This window comes from Paraburkholderia sp. PGU19 (assembly GCF_013426915.1).
In the GTDB taxonomy this organism is placed as follows: Bacteria; Pseudomonadota; Gammaproteobacteria; order Burkholderiales; family Burkholderiaceae; genus Paraburkholderia.
Map to the genome: position 1 here is coordinate 2,466,727 of NZ_AP023179.1, position 24,531 is coordinate 2,491,257.

The 24,531-nt window shown below is 62.5% G+C and carries 23 protein-coding genes; 7 read left to right on the forward strand and 16 right to left on the reverse strand.

All coding sequences use genetic code 11. The annotated features are described in order from the left end of the window. Positions 1-99: 99 nt before the first annotated feature. Entirely contained in the window at positions 100-1,290 is a 1,191-nt protein-coding gene (locus H1204_RS11265; RefSeq protein WP_180728371.1) for a pyridoxal phosphate-dependent aminotransferase, read from the forward strand. Between the two features lie 106 nt (positions 1,291-1,396). Here the strand turns inward: H1204_RS11265 and H1204_RS11270 are convergent, their stop codons facing one another. Beyond that, positions 1,397-2,044, reverse strand: a complete 648-nt coding sequence (locus H1204_RS11270) for a glutathione S-transferase (protein ID WP_180728372.1) — start codon at positions 2,042-2,044, stop codon at positions 1,397-1,399. Between the two features lie 127 nt (positions 2,045-2,171). On the opposite strand from H1204_RS11270, the gene H1204_RS11275 reads away from it, so the two are divergent. The 6 genes from H1204_RS11275 (at position 2,172) to H1204_RS11300 (ending at position 9,282) form a co-directional block, all read left to right on the forward strand. After that, positions 2,172-3,740 (forward strand): 3-hydroxyacyl-CoA dehydrogenase, encoded by a 1,569-nt coding sequence (locus tag H1204_RS11275; RefSeq protein ID WP_180728373.1) that lies wholly within the window; start codon positions 2,172-2,174, stop codon positions 3,738-3,740. Then, the gene (locus tag H1204_RS11280) at positions 3,740-4,528 is read left to right on the forward strand and encodes an enoyl-CoA hydratase (RefSeq protein ID WP_180728374.1); all 789 of its coding nucleotides are present in this window, start codon (positions 3,740-3,742) and stop codon (positions 4,526-4,528) included. Before H1204_RS11275 ends, H1204_RS11280 begins: the two co-directional genes overlap by 1 nt. After that, the gene (locus H1204_RS11285) at positions 4,525-5,256 is read left to right on the forward strand and encodes a histidine phosphatase family protein (protein ID WP_180728375.1); all 732 of its coding nucleotides are present in this window, start codon (positions 4,525-4,527) and stop codon (positions 5,254-5,256) included. The genes H1204_RS11280 and H1204_RS11285 overlap by 4 nt, the downstream gene beginning before the upstream one ends. A gap of 34 nt (positions 5,257-5,290) precedes the next feature. Further along, a complete protein-coding gene (locus H1204_RS11290; protein WP_180728376.1) occupies positions 5,291-6,379 on the forward strand; it encodes a phosphotransferase in 1,089 nt (362 codons plus the stop codon). A gap of 66 nt (positions 6,380-6,445) precedes the next feature. Continuing rightward, on the forward strand, positions 6,446-7,663 hold the full coding sequence (locus H1204_RS11295) for an acyl-CoA dehydrogenase family protein (protein WP_180728377.1): 1,218 nt from the start codon (positions 6,446-6,448) through the stop codon (positions 7,661-7,663). Between the two features lie 917 nt (positions 7,664-8,580). Continuing rightward, positions 8,581-9,282 carry a glutathione binding-like protein gene (locus H1204_RS11300; protein WP_180728378.1) on the forward strand — a complete coding sequence of 234 codons (702 nt, stop codon included), beginning with the start codon at positions 8,581-8,583 and terminating at the stop codon, positions 9,280-9,282. A gap of 26 nt (positions 9,283-9,308) precedes the next feature. Here H1204_RS11300 and H1204_RS11305 read toward each other — a convergent pair whose 3' ends face one another. From H1204_RS11305 to nuoG, 15 genes are all read right to left on the reverse strand, one after another. After that, complete coding sequence (locus H1204_RS11305) at positions 9,309-9,773, reverse strand: MaoC family dehydratase (protein ID WP_180728379.1); 465 nt, start codon at positions 9,771-9,773, stop codon at positions 9,309-9,311. Then, complete coding sequence (locus H1204_RS11310; RefSeq protein ID WP_042314707.1) at positions 9,770-10,228, reverse strand: MaoC family dehydratase; 459 nt, start codon at positions 10,226-10,228, stop codon at positions 9,770-9,772. The genes H1204_RS11305 and H1204_RS11310 overlap by 4 nt, the downstream gene beginning before the upstream one ends. 34 nt (positions 10,229-10,262) lie before the next feature. Continuing rightward, complete coding sequence (locus H1204_RS11315; protein WP_180728380.1) at positions 10,263-11,390, reverse strand: acyl-CoA dehydrogenase; 1,128 nt, start codon at positions 11,388-11,390, stop codon at positions 10,263-10,265. Positions 11,391-11,400: 10 nt separating this feature from the next. Beyond that, positions 11,401-12,597, reverse strand: a complete 1,197-nt coding sequence (locus H1204_RS11320) for an acyl-CoA dehydrogenase family protein (protein ID WP_180728381.1) — start codon at positions 12,595-12,597, stop codon at positions 11,401-11,403. 54 nt (positions 12,598-12,651) lie between these two features. Beyond that, complete coding sequence (locus H1204_RS11325) at positions 12,652-13,095, reverse strand: DUF1178 family protein (protein WP_180720054.1); 444 nt, start codon at positions 13,093-13,095, stop codon at positions 12,652-12,654. 237 nt (positions 13,096-13,332) lie between these two features. Continuing rightward, entirely contained in the window at positions 13,333-13,923 is a 591-nt protein-coding gene (locus H1204_RS11330; protein WP_180728382.1) for an NUDIX hydrolase, read from the reverse strand. A 41-nt stretch (positions 13,924-13,964) separates the two neighbouring features. Beyond that, positions 13,965-14,261, reverse strand: a complete 297-nt coding sequence (locus H1204_RS11335; protein WP_180728383.1) for a DUF2818 family protein — start codon at positions 14,259-14,261, stop codon at positions 13,965-13,967. Further along, a complete protein-coding gene (gene nuoN, locus H1204_RS11340) occupies positions 14,261-15,736 on the reverse strand; it encodes an NADH-quinone oxidoreductase subunit NuoN (RefSeq protein ID WP_180728384.1) in 1,476 nt (491 codons plus the stop codon). Before nuoN ends, H1204_RS11335 begins: the two co-directional genes overlap by 1 nt. Positions 15,737-15,761: 25 nt before the next feature. After that, positions 15,762-17,255: an NADH-quinone oxidoreductase subunit M gene (locus H1204_RS11345; protein ID WP_042314712.1), complete on the reverse strand. Its 1,494-nt coding sequence runs from the start codon at positions 17,253-17,255 to the stop codon at positions 15,762-15,764. A gap of 23 nt (positions 17,256-17,278) precedes the next feature. Then, positions 17,279-19,345, reverse strand: coding sequence for an NADH-quinone oxidoreductase subunit L (gene nuoL / locus H1204_RS11350; protein WP_180728385.1), 2,067 nt, complete (start codon positions 19,343-19,345; stop codon positions 17,279-17,281). An 18-nt stretch (positions 19,346-19,363) separates the two neighbouring features. Beyond that, complete coding sequence (gene nuoK, locus H1204_RS11355; RefSeq protein WP_007588140.1) at positions 19,364-19,669, reverse strand: NADH-quinone oxidoreductase subunit NuoK; 306 nt, start codon at positions 19,667-19,669, stop codon at positions 19,364-19,366. Between the two features lie 18 nt (positions 19,670-19,687). Further along, the gene (locus tag H1204_RS11360) at positions 19,688-20,356 is read right to left on the reverse strand and encodes an NADH-quinone oxidoreductase subunit J (protein ID WP_180728386.1); all 669 of its coding nucleotides are present in this window, start codon (positions 20,354-20,356) and stop codon (positions 19,688-19,690) included. A 156-nt stretch (positions 20,357-20,512) separates the two neighbouring features. Then, a complete protein-coding gene (gene nuoI, locus H1204_RS11365; protein ID WP_007588142.1) occupies positions 20,513-21,001 on the reverse strand; it encodes an NADH-quinone oxidoreductase subunit NuoI in 489 nt (162 codons plus the stop codon). Positions 21,002-21,015: 14 nt separating this feature from the next. Then, positions 21,016-22,080 carry an NADH-quinone oxidoreductase subunit NuoH gene (gene nuoH, locus H1204_RS11370; protein ID WP_180728387.1) on the reverse strand — a complete coding sequence of 355 codons (1,065 nt, stop codon included), beginning with the start codon at positions 22,078-22,080 and terminating at the stop codon, positions 21,016-21,018. Then, positions 22,081-24,414: an NADH-quinone oxidoreductase subunit NuoG gene (gene nuoG, locus H1204_RS11375; protein WP_180728388.1), complete on the reverse strand. Its 2,334-nt coding sequence runs from the start codon at positions 24,412-24,414 to the stop codon at positions 22,081-22,083. Between the last annotated feature and the right edge of the window lie 117 nt (positions 24,415-24,531).

Below are 24,531 nucleotides of genomic sequence, written 5' to 3' on the forward strand. Positions count from 1 at the left end.
CGGGCGGCGCAGCCAACCGCCGCGCGGATTTTCCCTACAATCGAGCTTCACGCCTGACCACAACGGCATCAACGACCACGACCGCATCCAGACCGCGACATGAACGCACCGCACGATCTGACGACTACGCCTATGACCACCATGCCTCCATCGTTCCCGTCCCGTCTGCCGAGCGTCGGCACGACGATCTTCACCGTGATGAGCGCGCTCGCCGCCGAAAAGAACGCGGTCAATCTCGGCCAGGGTTTTCCGGATTTCGATTGCGATCCGCGTATCGTCGATGCCGTGACCAACGCGATGCGCGAGGGCCACAACCAGTACCCGCCGATGGCAGGCGTCGCGCCGCTGCGCCAGGCGATCTCCGAGAAGATCGCAAGCCTGTACGGACGCCGCTACGACGCCACGACCGAAATCACGGTGACGGCAGGCGCGACGCAGGCGCTTCTGACGGCGATCCTGTGCGCGGTCCATCCGGGCGATGAAGTGATCGTCGTCGAGCCGACGTACGACAGCTATCTGCCGTCGATCGAACTGGCGGGCGGCAAGCCCGTGTTCGTCACGCTCGAAGCGCCCGACTACGCGATCCCGTTCGACAAGCTGGCGGCCGCGATCACGCCGAAAACGCGCATGATCCTGATCAACACGCCGCACAACCCGACGGGCACCGTCTGGCGCGCGGACGACATGAAGAAGCTCGAGGACATCGTACGCGGCACGAATGTGCTGATTCTTTCCGACGAAGTGTACGAACACATGGTCTACGACGGCGCGCCGCACGAGAGCGTGGCGCGCTATCCGGAACTCGCGCAGCGCAGCTTCGTCGTGTCGAGCTTCGGCAAGACGTATCACGTGACGGGCTGGAAGGTCGGCTACGTGGCCGCGCCCGCCGCGCTGACGGCGGAATTCCGCAAGGTCCACCAGTTCAACGTGTTCACCGTCAACACGCCGATGCAGCTCGGCCTCGCGCACTACATGCAGGACCCGGCGCCGTATCTGAACCTGCCCGCCTTCTATCAGAAGAAGCGCGACTTCTTCCGCGCGGGTCTCGCGCAATCGCGCTTCAAGCTGTTGCCGTGTACGGGCACGTATTTCCAGTGCGTCGACTATTCGGCCATCAGCGACATGCCCGAAGCCGAATTCGCGCAGTGGCTGACGAGCGAGATCGGCGTCGCCGCCATTCCCGTGTCCGCGTTCTATCACGAGTCGCATGAATCGGGCGTCGTGCGCTTTTGCTTCGCGAAGAAAGAGGACACGCTCGCCACCGCGCTCGAACGGCTGGCGCGTCTCTGAGATGGCGCGCGCGATGCTGCGAACGAACCCAGGTTCTTCGTCATCGCGCGCGAAGCAACGAGGCGCCTGTCCGACGCCGCGTGCGGCGCGCGGACGGGCCACGCCCTCACTTCTTCTTTTGCGCTTCCATGTAGGCCTTGCGGTCGTCCGTCACCCGTTGCGCGGCCGGGCGCGCGTTGATGGCCTTCACGTACGGCTTCCAGTCGATGCCGACGTCGAGCAGAAAATCGCGCCCGTAAACCGCCTGCGTCGCCATGCCGACCAGCGGCAGGCTCACGAAGCCCGCCACGTCCACGATGCTGAACTGCTCGCCGCGCAGATACGGCGTGAACTTCGCAAGCCGCCTGAAGCCGCGGATGTGATGGATCAGCAGTTTCTCGGTGCGCCCTTTCGTGGCGTCGGTGATCGTGCCGCCGAAGAACGCCTGCTTGTACAGATTGCGCGCCGTCAGTTCGAGATGCACGTCGACGAACGTGATCATCTCGCGCTCCTTCGCGGCTTCCCACGGATCGCGCGAGAACATCGCCTTCTCGGGATACGCCGCGGCCAGATATTCGATGATCGCCTGCGACTCGCACAGGCTGCCATGCTCCGTCACGATATACGGCACCTTGCCGAGCGGCGAGTGTTCGAGCATCGCCTCGTCCTGGCTGGACTGAACGCACACTTCCTCGAACGGAATGCCGAATTCGAGCAGCGCAAACTTCACTTTGTTGTAATAGTTGGACAGCGCAAAACCGTGCAGCTTGATCATCCGGTATCTCCCTGCGGATGGTTGTCGAAAGTCGCTTGCAATTCGTCGCGGCTCACGCGCATGCATGCGCACACGACAAATTGAAACGAACGTACTATTTTAGAATAATCATGGAGTGAGTCACATCATGTCACCGAACACCTCTCGCCAGTACAGCATCGAGACCGTCGGCATCGTCGGCACGGGCGCGATGGGACGCGGCATCGCGCAGATCGCCGCGCTCGCGGGCCTCACGGTCAGGCTTTACGACACGAATGCCGATGCCATCGGCGCGGCGCGCGATTACCTGTCCGACACGTTCTCGAAGCTGGTCGCCAAAGGCAAGCTCGACAACTCGCGCTCGCTTGCCGCGCTCGCAAACGTGACGGGCGCAACGGCGATCGACGAACTGAAGGACTGCGACCTCGTCGTCGAAGCGATCGTCGAAAAGCTCGACGTGAAGCGTGCGCTCTTCAAGGAACTCGAAGGCATCGTCGGCGAGCGCTGCATTCTCGCGTCGAATACGTCGTCGCTGTCGATCACGGCGATTGCGGCCGCGTGTGCCGATCCATCGCGCGTGGTCGGCTATCACTTCTTCAACCCGGTGCCGCTGATGAAAGTCGTCGAAGTGATCGACGGCCTGCGCAGCGATCCCGCCGCCGGCGACGCGCTGATGGATCTGGCGCGCCGCGTGGGCCACACGCCCGTGCGCGCGAAGGATATGCCCGGCTTCGTCGTCAATCACGCGGGCCGCGGCATGAATACGGAAGGTTTGCGCGTCGCGGACGAAGGCGTCGCGAGCTTCGTCGATATCGACCGCATCATGCGCGAGCAGGCGGGGTTTCGTCTCGGGCCGTTCGAACTGCTCGATCTGACCGCGCTCGATGTGTCGCATCCCGTGATGGAATCGATCTATCACCAGTTCTATGAGGAACCGCGCTTCACGCCGTCGCCGATCACTGGCACGCGCCTCGCGGGCGGGCTGATCGGACGCAAGGCGGGCGAAGGCTTCTATGTGTATGTCGACGGCAAGCAGCAGGCGCCTGCCGAAGCACCCGCGCCGACCGAACTGCCGAAGCGCGTCTGGATCAGCGCGCGCGTGCCCGCTGCGCGCGACGCCGTGCTCGCGTTGATCGCGAAGACAGGCGTCGCCGTGGACGAAGGCGCGACGCCCGCCGCCGATTCACTGATCGTCGTCACGCCGCTCGGCTTCGACGCGACCACGGCGGCTGTCGATGAAAACCTCGACGCGAGCCGCGTCGTCGCCATCGACACGCTGTTCCCGCTCGTCGACGCGAAACGCCGCACGCTGATGACCACGCCCGCCAGCACGCGCGCCGCGCGCGATATTGCGCACGCCCTCTTCGCACACGACGGCGTGCCCGTCACGGTGATCCGCGATTCGACGGGCTTCGTCGCGCAACGCGTGGTCGCGACGATCGTCAACATCGGCTGCGATATCGCGCAACGCCAGATCGCGTCGCCGCAGGACATCGATCTCGCCGTAACGCTCGGTCTCGGCTATCCGCGCGGGCCGCTCGCGCTCGGCGATGCGCTCGGCGCGCAAACCATCCTGACGATTCTGCGCAACATGTTCAGCGTGCTCGGCGATCCACGCTACCGTCCGTCGCCGTGGCTCGCGCGCCGCGCGCAACTCGGCATGTCGCTCAAGCAAGCCGACGCCGCAGACAACGTCAACGCAAAGGAGCAAGCGTAATGGCCGCCGAACTGCTCGCCTCACGCCCAGCCGAAAGCGAATCGACGCTCGTGCTGACCCTGTCGAACCCGGGCGCGCGCAACGCAATGCACCCGGACATGTACGCCGCCGGCATCGAAGCGATCGACACGGCCGAGCGCGATGCGTCGATCGGTGCGGTCGTCATCACGGGCGCGGACAACTTCTTCTGCGCGGGCGGCAACCTGAACCGTCTGCTCGAAAACCGCGCGAAAGATCCGTCGGTGCAGGCGCAAAGCATCGATCTGCTCAGCGAATGGATTGCCGCGTTGCAGGCATCGTCGAAACCGGTGATCGCGGCCGTCGAAGGCGCGGCGGCGGGCGCGGGCTTTTCGCTCGCGCTCGCATGCGACCTGATCGTCGCCGCCGACGACGCGAAGTTCGTGATGTCATACGCACGCGTTGGCCTCACGCCGGACGGCGGTGGCTCGTGGTTCCTCGCGCGCGCGTTGCCGCGTCAGGTCGCGACGGAAGTGCTGATCGAAGGCAAGCCGATCGGCGCACAGCGACTGTATGACCTCGGTGTCGTCAACCGGCTCGTGAAACCGGGCGCCGTGCGCGATACGGCGATCGCGTGGGCCGACGATCTCGGCAAGGTGTCGCCGAACGCGAAGGCACGCATCAAAGGACTGATCGCGGCAGCGGGCGCGCAATCACTGCCCGAGCATCTCGTTGCCGAGCGCGATAGCTTCGTCGCGTCGCTGCATCATCGCGACGGGCTCGAAGGCATCACTGCGTTCCTCGAAAAACGCGCGCCCAACTACAAATGAGCACGCCGACCGGGTCCGGCTATCAGTTGCCGAAGCGCCGCCGCATCTATCTGATGCGGCATGGCAACGTCACCTACTTCGATGCGTCGGGCAGCACGATCGACCCGGAGCGCGTGCCGCTCAACGAAAACGGCCGCGCGCAGGCCGACGCCGCGGGCCGCGCGTTTGCCGAACAGCATGTGCGCTTCGATCGCGTGATCGCCAGCGGCTTGCCGCGCACCGTCGAGACGGCACAGCGCGTGCTCGCGCAAATGAGCCAGCAGACCAGGATCGACATCGAGCCCGCGTGGGAAGAAATACGCGGCGGCAAGCCGGGTTCGATTCCCGCGTACGATCTCGAAGCGGCATTCATCGGTGCGTTCGACGGCATCGTGGCGGAGGACGTGCAGTTTCTCGGCGGCGAAACGATCGGCGAACTGTTCGACCGCGTGCTGCCGGCGCTGGCCGCGCTGCGCGCCGACACATCGTGGGACGTCGTGTTGCTCGTGCTGCATGGCGGCGTCAATCGCGCGATCCTGTCGCATGCGATCACGGCGGGCGGCCGCACGTTCTTCGGCCATCTCGCGCAGGCGACAGGCTGCATCAACGCGCTCGACGTCGGCACGGCGCCGCGCGACTGGGTCGTGCGCATGATCAATCATGCGCCGCCCTCGCCGCTGCATCGTGACGTGCGCAATACGTCGATGGAAATGCTTTACGCGCAATTCATTCAAAGCAGGCGCAGCTAGCAGGTCGATCATTCGATCATCCAACGGAGGAGACATGCCGCAAGACGCGACACCTACCGACTACTCCGCTTTTGAAGGCACGCGGCCCGTCAGCGAACGGCAGCGCATCGACATCGGCGCCCTCTCCGGGTGGCTTACGCAACATGTCGAAGACTTCGCCGGACCGTTGACACTCGAACAGTTCGCGGGCGGCCAGTCGAATCCGACCTTCAAGCTGATTACGCCGACATGCGCTTATGTGATGCGCGCGAAGCCCGGCCCATCCGCGAAACTACTGCCGTCCGCGCATGCGATCGAGCGTGAGTATCGCGTGATGCATGCGCTGCGCGACACCGACGTCCCTGTCGCGAAGATGCTCGCGCTGTGCGAGGACGAAAGCGTGATCGGCCGCGCGTTCTACGTGATGGAGTTCGTTCAGGGCCGCGTGCTGTGGGACCCGTCCATGCCCGGCATGACCCCTGCGCAACGCGGCGCGATCTATGACGAGATGAATCGCGTGATCGCCGCGTTGCATAGCGTCGATGTCGACAAGGTTGGACTCGCGGACTACGGCAAGCCCGGCAACTACTTCGCGCGCCAGATCGGCCGATGGAGCAAGCAGTATCAGGCGTCGGAAACGGAACCGATCGATGCGATGCATCGCCTGATCGAATGGCTGCCGCAGCATATGCCCGCCGAAACGGGCGAACGCGCGTCCGTCGTGCATGGCGACTACCGGCTCGACAATCTGATCTTCGATCCACACGAACCGCGCGTGCTGGCCGTGCTCGACTGGGAACTGTCGACGCTCGGCGATCCCCTCGCCGACTTCGCGTATCACTGCATGGCGTGGCATGTCGATCCCGCGCAGTTTCGCGGCATCGCTGGGCTCGACTGGAACGCGCTCGGCATTCCCGACGAGGCACGGTACGTGCAACGCTATTGCGAGCGCACCGGCCTGACGATTTCCGGCGACTGGAACTTCTACCTCGCGTACAACATGTTCCGCATCGCGGCGATCTTGCAGGGAATCATGAAGCGCGTGGTCGATGGCACGGCAGCGAGCGAACAGGCCGCGGACGCGGGGCGGCGCGCGCGACCGATGGCCGAACTCGCGTGGCGCTATGCGCAGAAGGTGCGCTGAGTGACGTGCCTGCGGCACCACGCACTCAATCTGTAGACCGGATTCAACGACATCCACGAGGGCAAGATGAATTTCGACTACACCCCGAAGGTTCAGGCATTGCGCGACAAGCTGCTCGCATTCTTCGACGAGCACATCTATCCGAACGAACAGGCCTACGCCGCCGAGGTCGCGCGCAACCGCCAGGCGGGCAACGCGTGGGTGCCGACGGAACTGATCGAGGCGCTGAAGCAGCAGGCGCGCGATGCCGGCTTATGGAATCTGTTTCTGCCCGATTCCGAGCGCGGCGCCGGTCTGACGAACCTCGAATACGCGCCGCTGTGCGAGATCATGGGCCGTGTGCCGTGGTCGCCCGAGGTGTTCAACTGCAATGCGCCCGACACCGGCAACATGGAGACGATCGAGCGCTACGGCAACGAAGAAAACCGGCGCGAATGGCTGGAGCCGCTGCTGCAAGGTCAGATCCGTTCGGCGTTTTTGATGACCGAGCCGGAGGTGGCGTCATCGGATGCGACCAACATTCAGACGAGCATCGTGCGCGACGGCGATTCGTATGTCATCAATGGGCACAAGTGGTGGTCGTCGGGCGCGGGCGATCCGCGCTGCAAGCTCTTCATCGTGATGGGCAAGACGGACCCCGACGCGCCGCGTCACGCACAGCAATCGATGATTCTCGTGCCTGCTGACGCGACGGGGATCACGGTGCATCGACCGCTGAGCGTGTTCGGTTATGACGATGCGCCGCACGGGCATATGGAGATTACGCTCGATAACGTGCGCGTGCCTGCCGTGAATATGTTGCTTGGCGAAGGGCGCGGCTTCGAGATTGCGCAGGGGCGGCTTGGACCGGGGCGCATTCATCATTGCATGCGGTTGATTGGGCTGGCTGAGCGCGCGCTTGAGTTGATGTGCAGGCGCACGCTGCAACGTGTTGCGTTTGGCAAGCCGATTGCGGCGCAGACGGTTACGCAGGAGCGGATTGCCGAGGCGCGGTGTCTGATCGAGCAGGCCCGGTTGCTGACGTTGAAGACGGCTTACATGATGGATACCGTGGGGAATAAGGGCGCGCGCGGTGAGATCGCGATGATCAAGGTTGTTGCGCCCAACATGGCGTGTCAGGTCATTGACTGGGCCATTCAGGCGCATGGCGCGGCTGGGATGTGTGATGATTTTCCTCTGGCTTATGCCTATACCACCGCGCGGTGGTTGCGGTTTGCTGATGGGCCAGATGAGGTGCATCGGAATGCGATTGCCAAGATTGAGCTTGGGCGGTATTCGGAGTGATTCGCTGGCGGCGCGGAAGCGGGGTTTCGGGATCTGTGGTGTAATTTTTTTGTGTCTGCGACGCTGCGTGGTTCGCTTTGGTTTGCGCTGGCATCCGCGTTTCGGTGGTTGCTGCGCGTGCGGTTTGGTTTGCTGGTGATTTGCTTTGGCATCCGCGATTCGTTAGCGTGCTTCACGCGTCGCCCCTGTGCGGGGCGGCACCTACTTTTCTTTGCCGCCGCAAAGAAAAGTAGGCAAAAGAAAGCGGCTCACACCGCCAACATTTCTTCTTGCCTGAGGGCCCCCACAGGGTCTTACGCTTCACACGGCAGCATTTCTGTTCGCGTGCGTTGCCAACGCTTCGAATGACCGCCTCACCCACTTCAAACCCCCGCACACGGGCTAGCGGCAGCGAATGGTATGTGCCGCCCAGGTGGCAAACTGTGTGTAGGTTGTCGCGTCGTATGCGTTAGCGCTCTTACAGGGTGGAACGCGTGCGCTATCGGTCCGGAGTGAGGTGTGTGCGGTACTACGGCCTACACACAGTTTGCCACCTGGGCGGCGGTTGAATATCTGGCGCGGCGTGCGGCGACGCGGATGCGTGAAGCGGGTGATGAGCACCGCAGGAGCGCTGGCAACGAACGTGGGGCACGTGATTGCCGTGTGAAGCGTAAGACCCTGTGGGGGCCCTCAGGCAAATACTAACGCTGGCGGTGTGAGCCGCTTTCTTTTGCCTACTTTTCTTTGCGGCGGCAAAGAAAAGTAGGTGCCGCCCCGCACAGGGGCGACGCTTGAAGCTAGATAACGCATCGCGGATGCCAGCGAAAACCGAAGCAAACCAAACCGCATGTACAGCAACCACCATAACGCGGATGCCAGCGCAAACACGAGCAAACCACCCCAGCGTCGCAGACAAAACAACCCACCAGGAGCAATCGATGATCGACATCTACAGCTGGGCAACGCCCAACGGCCACAAGATCCACATCATGCTCGAGGAGACGAACCTCGAATACAAGGCCCACCCGATCAACATCGGCGCAGGCGATCAATTCACGCAAGAATTTCTAGCCATCAGCCCAAACAACAAAATCCCTGCCATCGTCGACAGCGACGGCCCAAGACGCCCGGACGGCAAGCCGTTCTCTCTATTCGAATCCGGCGCAATCCTGATCTACCTGGCAGAAAAAACCGGCAAATTTTTGCCCACAGACCCAGCAGCCCGCTACGAAACACTGCAATGGCTGATGTTCCAGATGGGCAGCATCGGCCCGATGCTCGGTCAGACACACCACTTCCGCGTCTACGCGCCGCAACCAATCGAATACGCGATCAACCGCTACACGAACGAAACAAAGCGCCTGTACGGCGTAATGGACACCAAGCTCGGCAAGACGCGCTACCTGGCAGGCGACGACTACACCATCGCCGATATCGCCACGTTCCCCTGGACGCGTTCATGGCAAAACCAGGGCCTGCAAATCGACGAGTTCCCGAACGTGAAGCGCTGGCATGAAGAGATCGCCGCCCGTCCCGCCGTGCAACGCGGCGTCGAAGTGCTCGCATCAGCCCGCGTGCCACTGATGGACGAAAAAGCGAAGGAAATACTGTTCGGCGCGACGCAGTACGCCAAGCACTGAGCATCGCGAGGCGCCGGCGCGCGCAACTAGAAATAGTGCCGCGTGATGAACTCCGCAATGCACACGGGACGCTCCGAGCCCTGCCGTTCGAGCGTCACGCTCCACGCGATCTGCACACCGCCCTCTTCAACATCCGTCACGCTCGCGACGACGAAGCTCGCACGCAACTGCGACCCGACCGGCACGGGCGCCGTGAAGCGCACACGGTTGAGCCCGTAGTTGACGCCCATGCGCTGCTCGAAACGGAACGTATCGACGAGCAACGCGGGGATCAGCGACAGCGTCAGAAAGCCATGCGCAATCGGTCCGCCGAACGGCGACTCGCGCTTCGCGCGCTCGGGATCGACGTGAATCCATTGATGATCGCCCGTCGCGACGGCAAAGCGATCGACGCTCGCCTGATCGACCTCGACCCACGCGCTCATGCGCGGCGGCTGACCGACGAGCGCGCGCACGTCGTCGGCCGAAACGAGCGTCAACTCGGGCGTCATGCGGCCGCTCCGGGATTGCGCAGCCCGAAGATCGCCTTCGAGCGCACGGTAATCACCAGTTCACCGTCCTGATTGAAACCCTGCCACTCCGTCGACACGATGCCGCGATCCGGCTTGCTCGCCGACACGCGCTTGTCGAGCACGCTGTTCATCATCCGGATCGTGTCGCCGACGCGCACCGGCTTGAGCCAGCGCAAATCGTCGATGCCCGGCGACCCCATCGATGTCGAGCCCGCCAGCACGTTGCGCACCAGCATGCCCATCATCACCGAACACGTGTGCCAGCCGCTCGCGATCAACGTGCCATACGGCGACGCGGCAGCGCCTGTATCGCTGACGTGAAACGGCTGCGGATCGAACTGCTCCGCGAACCGGACGATCTCGTCGCGCGTGAACGTGTGTGAGCCGACCTCATACGACTTGCCGACTTCCATGTCCTCGTAGCTCAAACCCATCTTTCACCTCGTTTGCATGTGTTGGCGGCGGCGCTCATGCGTCGGCCGTTGCGAAGCCCGGCAGCGCGGCAAAGCGCGCCAGATGATGATCGACATCGCCGAGCGTGGTTTCGATGATAGCGAGACGCTTGAACAGATGCGCAGCCGCGACCTCGTTCGTCACACCCATGCCGCCGTGCAGTTGCACCGCCTGCTGTCCGACGAAGCGTGCAGCTTGCCCCACGCGCACTTTTGCCGCCGATACCGCGCTGCGGCGCTCGTCGACATCGTCGCTGCCGTAACCCACGGCGGCGAGGTATGTCGCCGAGCGCGCCTGCTCGGTGTGGATCAGCATCTCGACCATCCGGTGCTGCAGCGCCTGAAAGCGCGCAATCGGCACGCCGAACTGCTGGCGCGTCTTTGTGTATTCGACGGTTGCGTGATTTAGCGCGTCGAGCGCGCCGATCGCCTCGGCGCACAGCAACACGACGCCGTAATCGGCGAGGTGTTCCAGCGCGGCGGCGCCCGCGTGCCTGCCGTTCAGCTTGCGCGCCGGCGTTGCGTTGAACGCGAGCGTCGCGGCGCGCTGGCCGTCGATCGTCCGATAGTCGGTGATCTGCGTGTTCGCCGCATCGCGCGCGACGACGAACAGCGCAATCTCGCCATCGAGCCGCGCGGGCACGATCCAGTGATCGGCCTGCGCGCCATGCTGCACGACCGATTTCGTGCCGCTTAGCGCGTAGCCGTCGCCCTGACGCGTCGCCGTCGTTTCGATCGAGAAAAGATCGTAACGTGCATCGGGTTCATGGAATGCGACTGCCAGCTTGCTCTCGCCTTGCGCCGCGCGTTCGAGCAACGCGGCATCGTCGCCGTCGCCCGTACCGGACAGCTTCAGCGCCTCGATACCGACAGCCGTCGACCAGTACGGCTCGACGACGATCGCGCGTCCCAGTTCCTGCATCACCACCAGCATATCGACCGTGCCGCCGTCGAAGCCGCCTTGCGCTTCGGGCACGGGCAACGCGGTCAGCCCCAGCTCGGCAAACGCGGACCAATGCTCGTCCGATACGCCCGCTTCCGTTCGCACGATCGCCTGTCGCGCCTCGAAGCCGTATTGCTTGTCGAGATAGCGGCGCAGCGCGTCCGCGAATTGCTGTTGTTCGTCGGTGAAATTGAAGTTCATGCGCCGCTCCTCACAGTCCGAGAATCATCTGCGCGATGATGTTCTTTTGAATTTCGTTCGAGCCGCCGTAGATCGACGTCTTGCGGTAGTTGAAGTAGTACGCGGCGAGCGGCGCGGCATCGTCGTCGCCAGCGATGCTGTGCGCGCGTTCGCCTTCGAGGAACGGCACGTCGAACGGCGCTGCGAGCGGTCCGACGGCTTCGAACATCAGCTCCGTCAAACCCTGCTGCACTTCCGTGCCCTTGATCTTCAGCATCGACGCTTCCGGTCCTGGCCCGCGTCCGCCCGCTTCATTCGCGACCACGCGATGCACCGTCACTTCGAGCGCCATCAATTCGATTTCGAGGCTCGCGACCTTCGCGGCGAACAGCGGATCGAGCAGCAAGGGCTTGCCGTTCTTCTTCTGATTCAGCGCGATGCGCTTGAGAAACGCGAGTTCGCGCTTCGACTGCCCGACGCGCGCGATGCCCGTACGCTCGTGGCCGAGCAGATATTTCGCGTAAGTCCAGCCGCGGTTCTCGTCGCCGACGAGATTTTCGACAGGGACTTTCACGTATTCGAAGAACACTTCGTTGACTTCGTGATCTTCGTCGAGCGTGATGATGGGACGCACAGTGATGCCCGGCGTCTTCATGTCGATCAGCAGGAAGGAAATGCCCTCCTGCTTCTTCGCGCCGCTGTCGGTACGCACGAGGCAGAACATCATGTCGGCATGCTGGCCGAGCGTCGTCCAGGTCTTCTGGCCGTTGACGACGTAGTGATCGCCGACCCGCTCGGCGCGCGTGCGCAGCGATGCCAGATCGGAGCCCGAACCCGGCTCCGAATAGCCCTGGCACCACCAGTCGGTGCCGTCGAGAATGCGCGGCAAGTAGTGGCGCTTTTGCGCTTCGCTGCCGTACTTCATCAGCACGGGCGCGACCATCGATACACCAAACGGCAGCACAGTCGGCGCGCCAAGCTGGGCGCACTCCTCGTCCCAGATATGACGTTGCGTTGCGTTCCAGTCCGGGCCGCCATATTCCGCAGGCCATGCAGGCGCCGACCAGCCGCGTTGGCCGAGCAGCTTGTGCCAGCTCGCGAAGTCATCGCGATTCAGACGCTTATGATTGAGAACTTTGTCGCGCAGCTCGTCAGGCAGATTCGCTTCGAGCCAGGCGCGGATGTCGGCGCGGAATGCGTCATCGGCGGGGGAATAATTCAGGTCCATGCGCAGTGTCTCCTGGCCGCGGCCTTGCGCCGCCAGGAGCACTGCAAGCAATGGTTATTGCAGCGGCTCTTTCAGTGCGGCGGGTACAGGCAGCGGCATCACATCGATGCCTTCTTCGACGAGGGCTCGCGCATCCTCAGGCGTCGTGACGCCCCGGATGCTGCGAGCAGGCGCTTCGTTGTAGTGAATGCGCCGTGCTTCCTCGGCAAAGCGGTCGCCCACGTTCTCGGTCTTTTCCAGCACCTCGCGCAGCGCGCGCATCACGTGCGCCTGCAGCTCACCAGCGTTCGCCGCCGCTTTTTCCTTCGATGCGTTCGACGCGCTCGTCGCACCCGACAGATTCAGGCGCGGCGCCGACGGCAAACGGCTCACTTCCGTCGCTCCGCAAATAGGACATTCGACCAGTTTGCGGGACAACTGCGATTCGAAGTCATCGGCGGAAGCAAACCAGCCTTCAAACCGATGATCGTGCGGGCACTGTAGATCGAGGACCTTCATGTGGAATCAGGGCTTGCGTACGAGTTTAGCGCAAAATGGAAATTTGTGAACGGTCGTTCGTTAAGTGCTTTTGCTTTTTTACCGCCAGGCCGGCGCGGTGACGAACGAGAATCAGCCATTCTAGCGCGTTGGCGCGGGACGCGCCGACGCTCCAATGGCTGTGTATGACGAATGCCGGAAATGAAAAACGGCAGCGTGAAGGCTGCCGTTTTCGTTGGGTGCGGCGTTCCGCGAGCGTCAGTCCGCTTCCGGCGCATTCTCCGGCCACGCGCCCGACAGCAGCTTCTCCAGCCAGAACGTGCCGATGATCGTCTTCACGTCGCTCAACTGCCCCGTGCGCACCCATTCGGACACGTCCGACACCTTGGCGATGAAGGTCTCCAGGAACTCGCCGTCGTCGAGTTTGCGTTCGCCCGCCGTCAGACCGCGCGCGACGTAGATATCGATGAACTCCGTCGAGTACGAAATGATCGGGTGAACACGCGTCAGATAGATGTATTCGCGCGCCGTGTAGCCGGTCTCTTCGAGCAGTTCGCGCTTTGCGCAGGCCAGCGGATCTTCGTTCGGATCGAGCTTGCCGGCCGGATACTCATACATCACCTTGCCCATCGCGTACCGGTACTGGCTTTCCATCAGCACGCGGCCGTCGTCGAACAGCGGGATCACCATCACGGCGCCGGGATGTTGCACGTATTCGCGCGTCGCCTGCTTGCCGTCGGGCAAGCGCACGGTGTCGCATTTGACCGTCATGAACGGCCCTTGATAGGCGACTTCGCTTTTGACGCAGGTTTCTTTAAGCGCGGTGTGGTGATCGGGGAGTTCTGCCATGTGCGACCTCTTTGCGGCAAGAAGCGCGACGGCCGGAACCGTCAGCGCCGTTTGACGAGATACTGAAACGTGAAGCCCGGGAAAGCGAGCACGATGAACAGGCTGAACGTGATCGCGTAGAACTGCCAGCCTTGATCGAAGCGGTTGCCGACGCGCGCTTCGAGCATGAAGCCGAGCGCGCCGACGATGAAATACAGCACGATCAATTCGCCGATCCTGAGCCACGCGCTTTTCTTCGTGGCCTTTAGCGGCATGACACCGAACAGCCGCTGATTCAGGAACGGCAGGTTGGCGCCGACGAGCGCCAACAGCACGATGAACCACCCCGCTGCCGACATTACAGCGGCAGCGTATGCGTAATCGCGTTCAGGCAGAGCGACATCAGCGGGCCGGGAACGATGCCGAGCACCAGCACGGCCACGCCGTTGAGCGCGAGCAGCGCGCGCTTGCAGGTATCGCCTGCGATCGGCGTCGTGTCGACGGGGTCATCGAAGTAGATCAGCTTGACGATGCGCAGGTAGTAGAACGCGCCGAACAACGACGTGATCACCGCCAGCACCGCGAGCCACGTGAGGCCAGCGTTCATCGTCGCTTCGAGCACGGCGAGCTTCGCGTAGAAGCCGACCGTCGGCGGGATGCCGGCGAGCGAGAACATCAGCACCATCATCACGAAGGCGAACACCGGGCTGCGCTGGTTGAGACCCTTGAAGTCGTCGAGCGTTTCGGCTTCGAAGTCGCGGCGCGCGAGCAGCATGACGACACCGAACGAGCCGAGCGTCGTCAGGAGATAGACGATGCTGTAGAACATCGCCGAGCCGTATGCGCTCGCCGCTGCACCCGTCTTGCCGTCCACGACGCCCGCCAGCAGGCCGAGCAGCACGAAGCCCATGTTCGAGATCGCCGAATACGCCAGCATCCGCTTGATGTTGCGCTGGACGATACCCGTGATGTTGCCGACGATCATCGACAGCGCGGCCAGGATGACGAGCATTTCCTGCCAGTCGACGGCGAGCGGCAGCAGACCCATCACCAGGAAGCGCAGACCCCATGCAAACGCCGCAACCTTCGGACCGCCGCCGACGAGCATCGTCATCGCTGTCGGCGCGCCTTGATAGACGTCCGGCACCCACATGTGGAACGGCACAGCGCCCATCTTGAACGCGATACCCGCGACGATGAAGATCACGCCGAACAGCAGCACGACATCATTGATGTGGCCGGAAGCCACGGCCTTCAGCACTTCGTTGAGTTCGAGCGAACCCGTCGCGCCGTACAGCATCGAGATGCCGTACAGCAGGAAACCCGAAGCCAGCGCGCCCAGCACGTAGTACTTCATCGCGGCTTCGTTCGACGGCGCATGTTCGCGGCGCAGCGCGATCACGGCGTACAGCGACAGCGACATCAGTTCCAGACCGAGGTACAGCGTCAGGAAGTTGTTGCCCGAGATCATCACCAGCTGGCCGAGCAGCGAGAACATGCCGAGCAGGAAGAAGTTGCCCTCGTACAGGCCGCGATCTTCCAGATACTTGCGCGAGTAGACGATCGACACCGCGTAGCCCAGCGACACCACCGCCTTCATCACGTTGGCGAACGGGTCCACCACGTACATGCGCGAGAAGTAGTATTGCGGCCCGGTGCCCGAGAAGGCGTCGACCGCGAACCAGATGCCGGCCACGACCGTGGAAATCAGCGCGATGAAATACGTCGTGCGGCGGCTGTTCGGGCCAACGAACGTGTCGATAAGCCACGCAACGACGATAGCGGCCATCACTAGCGCGTCGGGTAACAAGGCGGTCATAGGTGCGTTTTGCATGATCTTTAAATTCCTCCGCTTCGCATCACTGCGACAGCGGCAGCTTCGACTGCGCAACGTGGGACAGAAGGTTCTCCACCGACACGTGCATTACTTCGGTAAAGGGCTTCGGATAGATGCCCATGTACAGCGTCAACGCGGCGAGCACGCCCAGCATGAAGAACTCGCGGCGATTGATGTCGACGAGGTTCTTTACGTGATCGTTCACCACCGCGCCGAAGTACACGCGCTTGTACATCCACAACGTATAGGCCGCGCCGAGAATCAGCGTGACGGCCGCACCGAACGCGATCCAGAAGTTGTACTGGACAGCGGCCAGAATCACCATGAACTCGCCAACGAAACCGGAAGTGCCCGGCAGGCCGCAGTTCGCCATCGAGAACAGCATCACGAGCGCCGCGAACTTCGGCATCGTATTCACGACACCGCCGTAGTCGGCGATCTGACGCGAGTGCATGCGGTCATACAGCACGCCGATGCAAAGGAACATCGCGCCCGACACGAAACCGTGCGAGATCATCTGCACGATCGCGCCTTCCGTACCGAGCTGGTTGAAGATGAAGAAGCCGAGCGTGACGAAGCCCATGTGCGCGATCGACGAGTACGCAACCAGCTTCTTCATGTCGGCCTGCACCATCGCGACGAGACCGATATACACGACGGCGATCAGCGACAGCGTGATGACGACGGGCGCGAGCAAGTGGCTCGCATCCGGCGCGATAGGCAGCGAGAAGCGCAGGAAACCGTATGCGCCGAGCTTCAGCATGATTGCGGCCAGCACGACCGAGCCACCCGTCGGCGCTTCCACGTGCGCGTCCGGCAACCAGGTGTGGACGGGCCACATCGGCACCTTGACGGCGAACGCGAGGAAGAACGCGATGAACAGCAGCACCTGCGGCGTCATCGACAGCTTTGCGGCGTGCCACGTCGCCAGATCGAACGTGCCCGTCTGCGTGTACAGATACAGCAGGCCGACCAGCATCAGCAGCGAGCCCATCAGCGTGTACAGGAAGAACTTGAACGCCGCGTACACGCGGTTCGCCCCGCCCCACACGCCGATGATGATGTACATCGGAATCAGCGTCGCTTCGAAGAACACATAGAACAGCATGCCGTCGGCCGACGAGAACACACCGACCATGATGCCCGACAGGATCAGAAACGCTGCCAGATACTGCGCGACGTTCTTCGTGATCACTTCCCATGCTGCGATCACGACGATCACCGTGATCAGCGCCGTCAACACGACGAACCACATCGCGATACCGTCGATGCCGAGGTGGTACGTGATGTTGAAGCGCTCGATCCAGTTAGCCTTTTCTTCGAACTGCAATGCTGCCGTACTCGTGTCGAAATCCGTCATCAACGGGATCGTCACGATGAAACTCAACACCGACCCGATCAGCGCAATCCATCGCGCCGGACCGGGATTACGATCTGAACCGATGGCCAGAACCACCAGGCCGAAAATAATCGGCATCCAGATCGCGATACTCAGAATCGGAAACGTCGTGTGCATGAGAAATGTCTCCAGCCTGTTCTTTATTTGCCGCCGAGCGTTACAAACAGGGTCAGGAGCCCCAGCATGCCGATGATCATGGCGAATGCGTAGTGGTAGATGTAACCCGATTGCAGGAAACGGATCACGCTCGCAAACCAGCCGATAAAGCGCGCGCTTCCGTTGACAATACCGTCGATGACCACGACGTCGCCTTCCTTCCACAGCCCGCGGCCGATGGCCACGGCGCCGCGCGCGAAGACGACTTCGTTGATCTTGTCCATGTAGTACTTGTTGTCCAGCAGCGTGTAGATCGGACCGAAACCACGCTTGATCACAGCGGGCAGGTCCGGACGCTTCAGGTACAGGAACCACGAGACCACTACGCCAGCCAGCGCCAGCCACACGGGCAGGCCCGACGCAGCGTGCAGGCCCATCGAGGCCCAGCCCTGGAATTCTTCCGCCATCTCGTGCAGCGCCGGATGGTTTTCGCCGATGAAGATCACCTTGTCGAACGCCACGCCGTGCTGGAAGAAATCGCCGTACAGCATCGGGCCGATTGCAATGGCGCCGATCACGATGGACGGAATGGCGAGCAGCACCAGCGGCAGCCAGACGACCCACGGTGTTTCGTGCGGCTCGTGAGCGTGATGGTCGTCATGACCGTGGCCGTGATCGTCGTGATGACCGTGGCCGTGCGCCGCTGCTTCCGCGCCCAGCGGCGAATCAGGATGCTTCGGACCGCGGAAGCGCTCTTCGCCGTGGAACACCATGAAGTACATGCGGAACGAGTACAGCGCCGTGACGAACACGCTCGCGACGACCGCGAAGTACGCGAAGCCCGAACCCGGCAGATGCGACAGCTTCACCGCGTCGATGATCGAATCTTTCGAGTAGAAGCCCGAGAAGAACGGCGTACCGATCAGCGCGAGCGAACCAACCAGCGACGTGATCCATGTGATGGGCATGTACTTGCGCAGGCCGCCCATGTTGCGCATGTCCTGATCATGGTGCATGCCGATGATCACGGAACCCGCGCCGAGGAACAGCAGCGCCTTGAAGAACGCGTGCGTCATCAGGTGGAACACGGCGACCGGGTATGCCGACACGCCCAGCGCGACCGTCATGTAGCCGAGCTGCGACAGCGTCGAGTAAGCGACGACACGCTTGATGTCGTTCTGCACGACGCCGAGGAAACCCATGAACAGCGCCGTGATCGCGCCGATCACCGTGATGAACGACAGCGCCGAGTCCGACAGTTCGAACAGCGGCGACATGCGCGTCACCATGAAGATACCGGCCGTCACCATGGTTGCCGCGTGAATCAGTGCGGAGATCGGCGTCGGGCCTTCCATCGAGTCGGGCAGCCAAACGTGCAGCGGGAACTGCGCGGACTTACCCATCGCGCCGATGAAGAGGCAAATACACGCGACCGTCAGCAGGCCCCAGTCGGTGCCCGGGAAGCTCAGCGAAGCCAGTTCGTGGCTCTTCGCGAACACGTCGCCGTAGTTCATCGAGCCGCCGTACGCGAGGATCAGACCGATGCCCAGAATGAAGCCGAAGTCACCCACGCGGTTGACGATGAACGCCTTCATGTTCGCGTAGATCGCGCTTTCACGCTTGAAGTAGAAGCCGATCAGCAGGTACGACACGAGACCCACCGCTTCCCAGCCGAAGAACAGCTGCAAGAAGTTGTTGCTCATCACGAGCATCAGCATCGAGAACGTGAACAGCGAGATGTACGAGAAGAAGCGTTCGTAGCCCGTTTCCTCGTCGGCCATGTAGCCGATCGTGTAGACGTGCACCATCAGCGACACGAAGGTCACCACGCACATCATCATCGCCGTGAGCGTGTCGACGAGGAAGCCGACTTCGAACTTCACCTTGCCGACCGTCATCCATTCGTACACGGTGGCGTTGAAGCTCGCACCGTGGAGCACGTCGAGAAATACGAAGCACGAAAGCACGAACGAAATCGCGACGCCGAGAATCGTGACCGAGTGCGCACCGGCACGTCCCACCGTCTTGCCGAAGAGCCCCGCAATCAGCGAGCCGGCCAGCGGTGCAAGCGCTACCGCCAGCAACAGGTTTTCATTGAGTGTCGTTGACATAACAGCCTGTGCCTGAAGTTAACCTTTGAGCTGATCGAGATCCTCGACATTGATCGTGTCGAGGCTACGGAACAGGGTCACCAGAATTGCAAGACCGATCGCCGCTTCCGCTGCCGCAACCGTCAGCACGAAGAAAACGAAGATCTGGCCATGCACATCGCCGAGATAATGCGAGAACGCGACGAAGTTCGTGTTGACCGCCAGCAGCATCAGTTCGATTGCCATCAGGATGATGATGACGTTGCGACGGTTCAGGAAAATGCCAACGATGCTGATCGCGAAAAGGATCGCGCCGAGCACGAGGTAATGAGCAAGGGACAACATATTTTTCTCCTCCTGAGCTCAGCTGTTCTTGCCGGCGCCAGCGTCGCCAGCAACGGTTTCAGGTTCAGCCGGAACTTCCTTCTCCGCGGCCATCTTGACCACGCGCACGCGGTCCTGAGCTCGCACCTTCACCTGATCCGACACGCGCTGGCGCTTGCTGTCCTTGCCATGACGCGTGGTCAGCGCAATCGCCGCGATGATCGCGACCAGCAGCACGAGGCCGGCCACTTCGAACGCGAAGATGTAGTCGGTGTAAATGATCTTGCCGATCAGGCGCGTGTTCGACCAGTCGGCGGCGCCTGCGACAGCAGCAGTCGTGTCGCGCACGGGCTGAACCGTCGCGCCATAGCCGTGCCAGAGAATCAGCGCCGTCTCGATCACGATGATCGCGCCCACCACGGTCGCCATCGGCACGAAGCGCTTGAAGTCGCGGCGCAGCACGTCGAGATTGATGTCCAGCATCATCACGACGAACAGGAACAGCACCATCACCGCGCCGACATACACCAGCACCAGCAGGATCGCGAGGAATTCCGCCTGCAGCAGCATCCAGATCGCGGCCGCGTTGAAGAACGCGAGCACGAGGAACAACGCGGACGCCACCGGGTTGCGCGAAGTGATCACCTTCAGCCCTGACACCGTCAGGAGTAGCGCGAAGATGTAGAACAGTACGGTCGTGAAGTCCATGATTACCGATTCATCGTTAGGCCATCGTCAGGCTTGGTGCTTTGGCGCGCGTCGTCTTCTACCTGTATTGCGTGACGCGACGCCAGAGCGGTCTGGCAGCGCCGCGCGGTCTTGTGCCTGCCGGACCGCGCGCCGTCGAACTGCTGTTTCAACCTATCAACGATAGGGTGCGTCGGCTGCCTTGTTTGCAGCGATTTCCGTTTCGTAACGGTCGCCGACTGCCAGCAACATGTCCTTCGTGAAGTACAGATCGCCGCGCTTTTCGCCGTGATATTCGAGAATGTGCGTTTCGACGATCGAATCGACCGGGCAGCTCTCTTCGCAGAAACCGCAGAAGATGCACTTGGTCAGGTCGATGTCGTAGCGCGTCGTGCGGCGCGTGTTGTCCGCGCGCGTTTCCGATTCGATCGTGATCGCGAGCGCCGGGCACACTGCTTCGCACAGCTTGCAGGCGATGCAGCGCTCTTCGCCGTTTTCGTAGCGGCGCAGCGCGTGCAGACCACGGAAACGTGGCGAGATAGGGGTCTTCTCTTCCGGGAACTGCACGGTGATCTTGCGCTGGAACGTATAGCGTCCCGTCAGCGCGAGGCCCTTGAGCAGCTCGGTCAGAAAGAAGGTCTTGAAGAAGTTTTGGATTGCGGTCATGGTTCGTCCGCCCTTTAGTTCCAGATATTCAACGGCGACATGATCCAGAGGCCGACCACGATCACCCAGATCACGGTCACCGGCAGGAACACCTTCCAACCCAGACGCATGATCTGGTCATAGCGGTAGCGCGGGAACGTCGCGCGCACCCAGATGAATACCGACAGCAGGAAGAAGACCTTCAGGACCAGCCAGAAAATGCCCGGGATGAACGACAGGAATTCGAACGGTGCGCTCCAGCCGCCCAGGAACATGACCGAGGCCAGCGCCGAGATCACGATCATGTTGATGTACTCGGCGAGGAAGAACAGCGCGAACGCCATGCCCGAGTAATCGATCATGTGGCCGGCAACGATTTCCGACTCGCCTTCCACCACGTCGAACGGGTGGCGGTTCGTTTCGGCGATGCCCGACACAAAGTACACGACAAAAGCCGGCAGCAGCGGCAGCCAGTTCCACGACAGGAACGTGACGCCGTGGCTGGCGAAGATGCCGCGCATCTGCGAGCCGACGATCTCCGACAGATTCAACGAGCCCGCCGTCATCAGCACCACGACGAGCGCGAAGCCCATCGAGATTTCATACGACACCATCTGTGCCGCCGCGCGCATCGCGCCGAGGAAGGCGTACTTCGAGTTCGACGCCCAGCCGGCCAGAATCACGCCGTAAACGCCGATCGACGAAATCGCGATGGCGTACAGCAAACCGGCGTTGATGTCGCCGAGCACGGCGCCTGCCTGGAACGGAATCACCGCCCACACCGCAAACGCGGGGACCACCACCATCACCGGGGCGATCAGGTAGATCCAGCGGCTGGCCTGGGTCGGCTGAATGACTTCCTTCAACAGTAGCTTCAGCACGTCGGCGATCGGCTGCAGCAGACCGGCGGGGCCGACGCGGTTCGGCCCGAGACGCACGTGCATCCAGCCGATCAGCTTCCGTTCCCACAGGATCAGGTAAGCCACGCACAGCAGGATCGCGACGGCCACCACCAGGATGCGCACCAGCGCCCACACCGTGGGCCATGCCACGCCGAGAATCTCGGTGCCGCCCGCGTTGATCGATTCGAACAAGGTCATTTACGCCTTCTCCACCACCAGTTCACCGAACAGGCTGCCCAGCGCTGCACCGGCAGGCGTAGCCGCCGACACGCGGACGACCGTCTCCGCAAGATTCGCATCACGCACGGCGGGTATCTGCACCGAGCGATCGCCCTGACGAACGCGCACGGCGTCGCCTTCCTTCAAACCCAGCTTGTCGAACAGCGCGGCGGGCAGACCCACCGAGTTGGCGGCACGCGCGGCTGCCGTCAGATGCAGCGACTCCGCACGGCGCACGAGCTGATCGGCGTGGTAGATCGGCACGTCAGCGATGCGCTCGAACGTGCCTTCCGCGGCCTTCGCGCCGTTGCTGCGCGCGACGCTTGCCGACGTCTTGTTCGACAGGCGCGGCGTGAGGTCGCCATCGCCCAGTGCCGCGGTGCGTACCTGCTCCGCTGTATCGTAGTCGAAGCCCGACGCGCCGAGCAGATTGCCCAGCACGCGCAGCACCTTCCATGCGGGGCGCGCATCGCCGAGCGGACGCACGACGCCGTTGAACATCTGCACCGTGCCTTCCGCGTTCACGAACGTGCCGGCCGTTTCCGTGTACGGCGCGATCGGCAGCAGCACGTCTGCGTATTCTGCGCCCGTCTGGAACGGCGACATCACGACGACCATTTCCGCCTGGTTCAGCGCGGCAAGCGCCTGCGCCGGGTTGGCCGTATCGAATTCCGGTTCGAGGTTCAGCAGCACGTAACCCTTGCGCGGCTGTTCGAAGACTTCACGCGCGTTCAAACCGCCCTCGCCCGGCAATGCACCGACGAGATGCGCACCGACCGTGTTCGCCGCTTCCGTCAGGAAACCGAGCGTCGCGCCTGTCGATTCGGCGATCCATTGAGCCGCTGCGTGGATGCGCGCGAACTCCGGATGCTGGACCGCGCCGTTACCGAGCAGCACGACGCGCGTTTCGCCGGCGCCGAGTGCAGCGGCTGTCTGTTTCGCCGCATCCGTTGCCGTCGCGCCTGCGAAGGCTTCCGGCAGCGCCACGCCCTTCGCTTCCGACACGGCAGCAGCGATGCCCGCCAGTTCGTTCAGCCACGCTGACGGCGCAGCAGCGATGCGCGCAGCTTGCGGGATCAGCGCGTCGTCGCGCGTCGCCTGCAGCAGCGTGATCTTTGCGCCGCCCTTCGCGGCCTGGCGCAGACGTGCTGCGAACAGCGGATGGTCGCGACGCAGCGACGAACCGATCACCAGCGCGCTATCGAGCATCGACAGGTTGGCGATCGACGTACCGAGCCACGGCGTGCCATTTGCAGCGGCCGTGAAATCCGTCTGACGCAGACGGAAATCAACGTTCGGCGTGCCGACGGCTTGCGCGAACCGCTTGAGCAGGAACAGCTCTTCGACCGTGCTGTGCGCGCTGCCGAGCGCGGCAATCGCGTTCGCGCCATGGTCGGCCGAGATGCCCTTCAGACCCTTGACGACATATTCGAGCGCCGTCTGCCAGTCCGTTTCGATCCACTGGCCGTTTTGCTTGAGCATCGGACGCGTCAGACGGTCCGGGCTGTTCAGGCCTTCGTACGAGAAGCGGTCCTTGTCCGAAATCCAGCATTCGTTGATGGCTTCGTTTTCGAACGGCAGCACGCGCATCACGCGGTTGTTCTTGACCTGCACCACGAGGTTCGCGCCGACGGAATCGTGCGGGCTCACCGACTTGCGGCGCGACAGTTCCCACGTACGGGCGCTGTAGCGGAACGGCTTGCTGGTCAGCGCACCGACCGGGCACAGGTCGATCATGTTGCCCGACAGTTCGGAGTCGACCGTCTTGCCGACGAACGACGTGATTTCCGAATGCTCGCCGCGGCCCAGCATGCCGAGTTCCATCACGCCGGCGACTTCTTCGCCAAAGCGGACGCAACGCGTGCAGTGAATGCAGCGCGACATTTCTTCCATCGAGATCAGCGGGCCGACGTTCTTGTGGAACACGACGCGCTTCTCTTCGCTATAACGCGACGACGACTTGCCGTAACCGACGGCCAGATCCTGCAACTGACATTCGCCGCCCTGGTCGCAGATCGGGCAATCGAGCGGGTGGTTGATCAGCAGGAATTCCATCACGGATTGCTGACCCTTCACCGCCTTTTCCGACTTCGTGCGCACGATCATGCCCGCCGATACCGGCGTTGCGCATGCAGGCACGGCCTTCGGCATCTTCTCGACATCGACGAGACACATCCGGCAGTTGGCCGCAATCGACAGTTTCTTGTGATAGCAGAAGTGAGGAATGTAGGTATCGACCTTATGCGCAGCCTGAATGATCATGCTGCCTTCGGCCACCTCTACTTTCTTGCCGTCTATTTCAAGTTCAACCATGATGGTCAATCTTCCTTAACCTGTTACCGCTCAATCGTTCGCCCGCTCGCCGCTACACAGCGGCGGCGCCCGCGTTTGACTCTGGCTCGCGCTGGCCCTTCATCGGCCTCGCGTTGA

What these genes read in the sequence shown, in the direction of transcription:
- H1204_RS11265 (WP_180728371.1), top strand. Translation starts at nt 100, where the DNA reads ATGAACGCACCGCACGATCTGACGACTACGCCTATGACCACCATGCCT.
- H1204_RS11270 (WP_180728372.1), bottom strand. Translation starts at nt 2,044, where the DNA reads ATGATCAAGCTGCACGGTTTTGCGCTGTCCAACTATTACAACAAAGTG.
- H1204_RS11275 (WP_180728373.1), top strand. Translation starts at nt 2,172, where the DNA reads ATGTCACCGAACACCTCTCGCCAGTACAGCATCGAGACCGTCGGCATC.
- H1204_RS11280 (WP_180728374.1), top strand. Translation starts at nt 3,740, where the DNA reads ATGGCCGCCGAACTGCTCGCCTCACGCCCAGCCGAAAGCGAATCGACG.
- H1204_RS11285 (WP_180728375.1), top strand. Translation starts at nt 4,525, where the DNA reads ATGAGCACGCCGACCGGGTCCGGCTATCAGTTGCCGAAGCGCCGCCGC.
- H1204_RS11290 (WP_180728376.1), top strand. Translation starts at nt 5,291, where the DNA reads ATGCCGCAAGACGCGACACCTACCGACTACTCCGCTTTTGAAGGCACG.
- H1204_RS11295 (WP_180728377.1), top strand. Translation starts at nt 6,446, where the DNA reads ATGAATTTCGACTACACCCCGAAGGTTCAGGCATTGCGCGACAAGCTG.
- H1204_RS11300 (WP_180728378.1), top strand. Translation starts at nt 8,581, where the DNA reads ATGATCGACATCTACAGCTGGGCAACGCCCAACGGCCACAAGATCCAC.
- H1204_RS11305 (WP_180728379.1), bottom strand. Translation starts at nt 9,773, where the DNA reads ATGACGCCCGAGTTGACGCTCGTTTCGGCCGACGACGTGCGCGCGCTC.
- H1204_RS11310 (WP_042314707.1), bottom strand. Translation starts at nt 10,228, where the DNA reads ATGGGTTTGAGCTACGAGGACATGGAAGTCGGCAAGTCGTATGAGGTC.
- H1204_RS11315 (WP_180728380.1), bottom strand. Translation starts at nt 11,390, where the DNA reads ATGAACTTCAATTTCACCGACGAACAACAGCAATTCGCGGACGCGCTG.
- H1204_RS11320 (WP_180728381.1), bottom strand. Translation starts at nt 12,597, where the DNA reads ATGGACCTGAATTATTCCCCCGCCGATGACGCATTCCGCGCCGACATC.
- H1204_RS11325 (WP_180720054.1), bottom strand. Translation starts at nt 13,095, where the DNA reads ATGAAGGTCCTCGATCTACAGTGCCCGCACGATCATCGGTTTGAAGGC.
- H1204_RS11330 (WP_180728382.1), bottom strand. Translation starts at nt 13,923, where the DNA reads ATGGCAGAACTCCCCGATCACCACACCGCGCTTAAAGAAACCTGCGTC.
- H1204_RS11335 (WP_180728383.1), bottom strand. Translation starts at nt 14,261, where the DNA reads ATGTCGGCAGCGGGGTGGTTCATCGTGCTGTTGGCGCTCGTCGGCGCC.
- nuoN (WP_180728384.1), bottom strand. Translation starts at nt 15,736, where the DNA reads ATGCAAAACGCACCTATGACCGCCTTGTTACCCGACGCGCTAGTGATG.
- H1204_RS11345 (WP_042314712.1), bottom strand. Translation starts at nt 17,255, where the DNA reads ATGCACACGACGTTTCCGATTCTGAGTATCGCGATCTGGATGCCGATT.
- nuoL (WP_180728385.1), bottom strand. Translation starts at nt 19,345, where the DNA reads ATGTCAACGACACTCAATGAAAACCTGTTGCTGGCGGTAGCGCTTGCA.
- nuoK (WP_007588140.1), bottom strand. Translation starts at nt 19,669, where the DNA reads ATGTTGTCCCTTGCTCATTACCTCGTGCTCGGCGCGATCCTTTTCGCG.
- H1204_RS11360 (WP_180728386.1), bottom strand. Translation starts at nt 20,356, where the DNA reads ATGGACTTCACGACCGTACTGTTCTACATCTTCGCGCTACTCCTGACG.
- nuoI (WP_007588142.1), bottom strand. Translation starts at nt 21,001, where the DNA reads ATGACCGCAATCCAAAACTTCTTCAAGACCTTCTTTCTGACCGAGCTG.
- nuoH (WP_180728387.1), bottom strand. Translation starts at nt 22,080, where the DNA reads ATGACCTTGTTCGAATCGATCAACGCGGGCGGCACCGAGATTCTCGGC.
- nuoG (WP_180728388.1), bottom strand. Translation starts at nt 24,414, where the DNA reads ATGGTTGAACTTGAAATAGACGGCAAGAAAGTAGAGGTGGCCGAAGGC.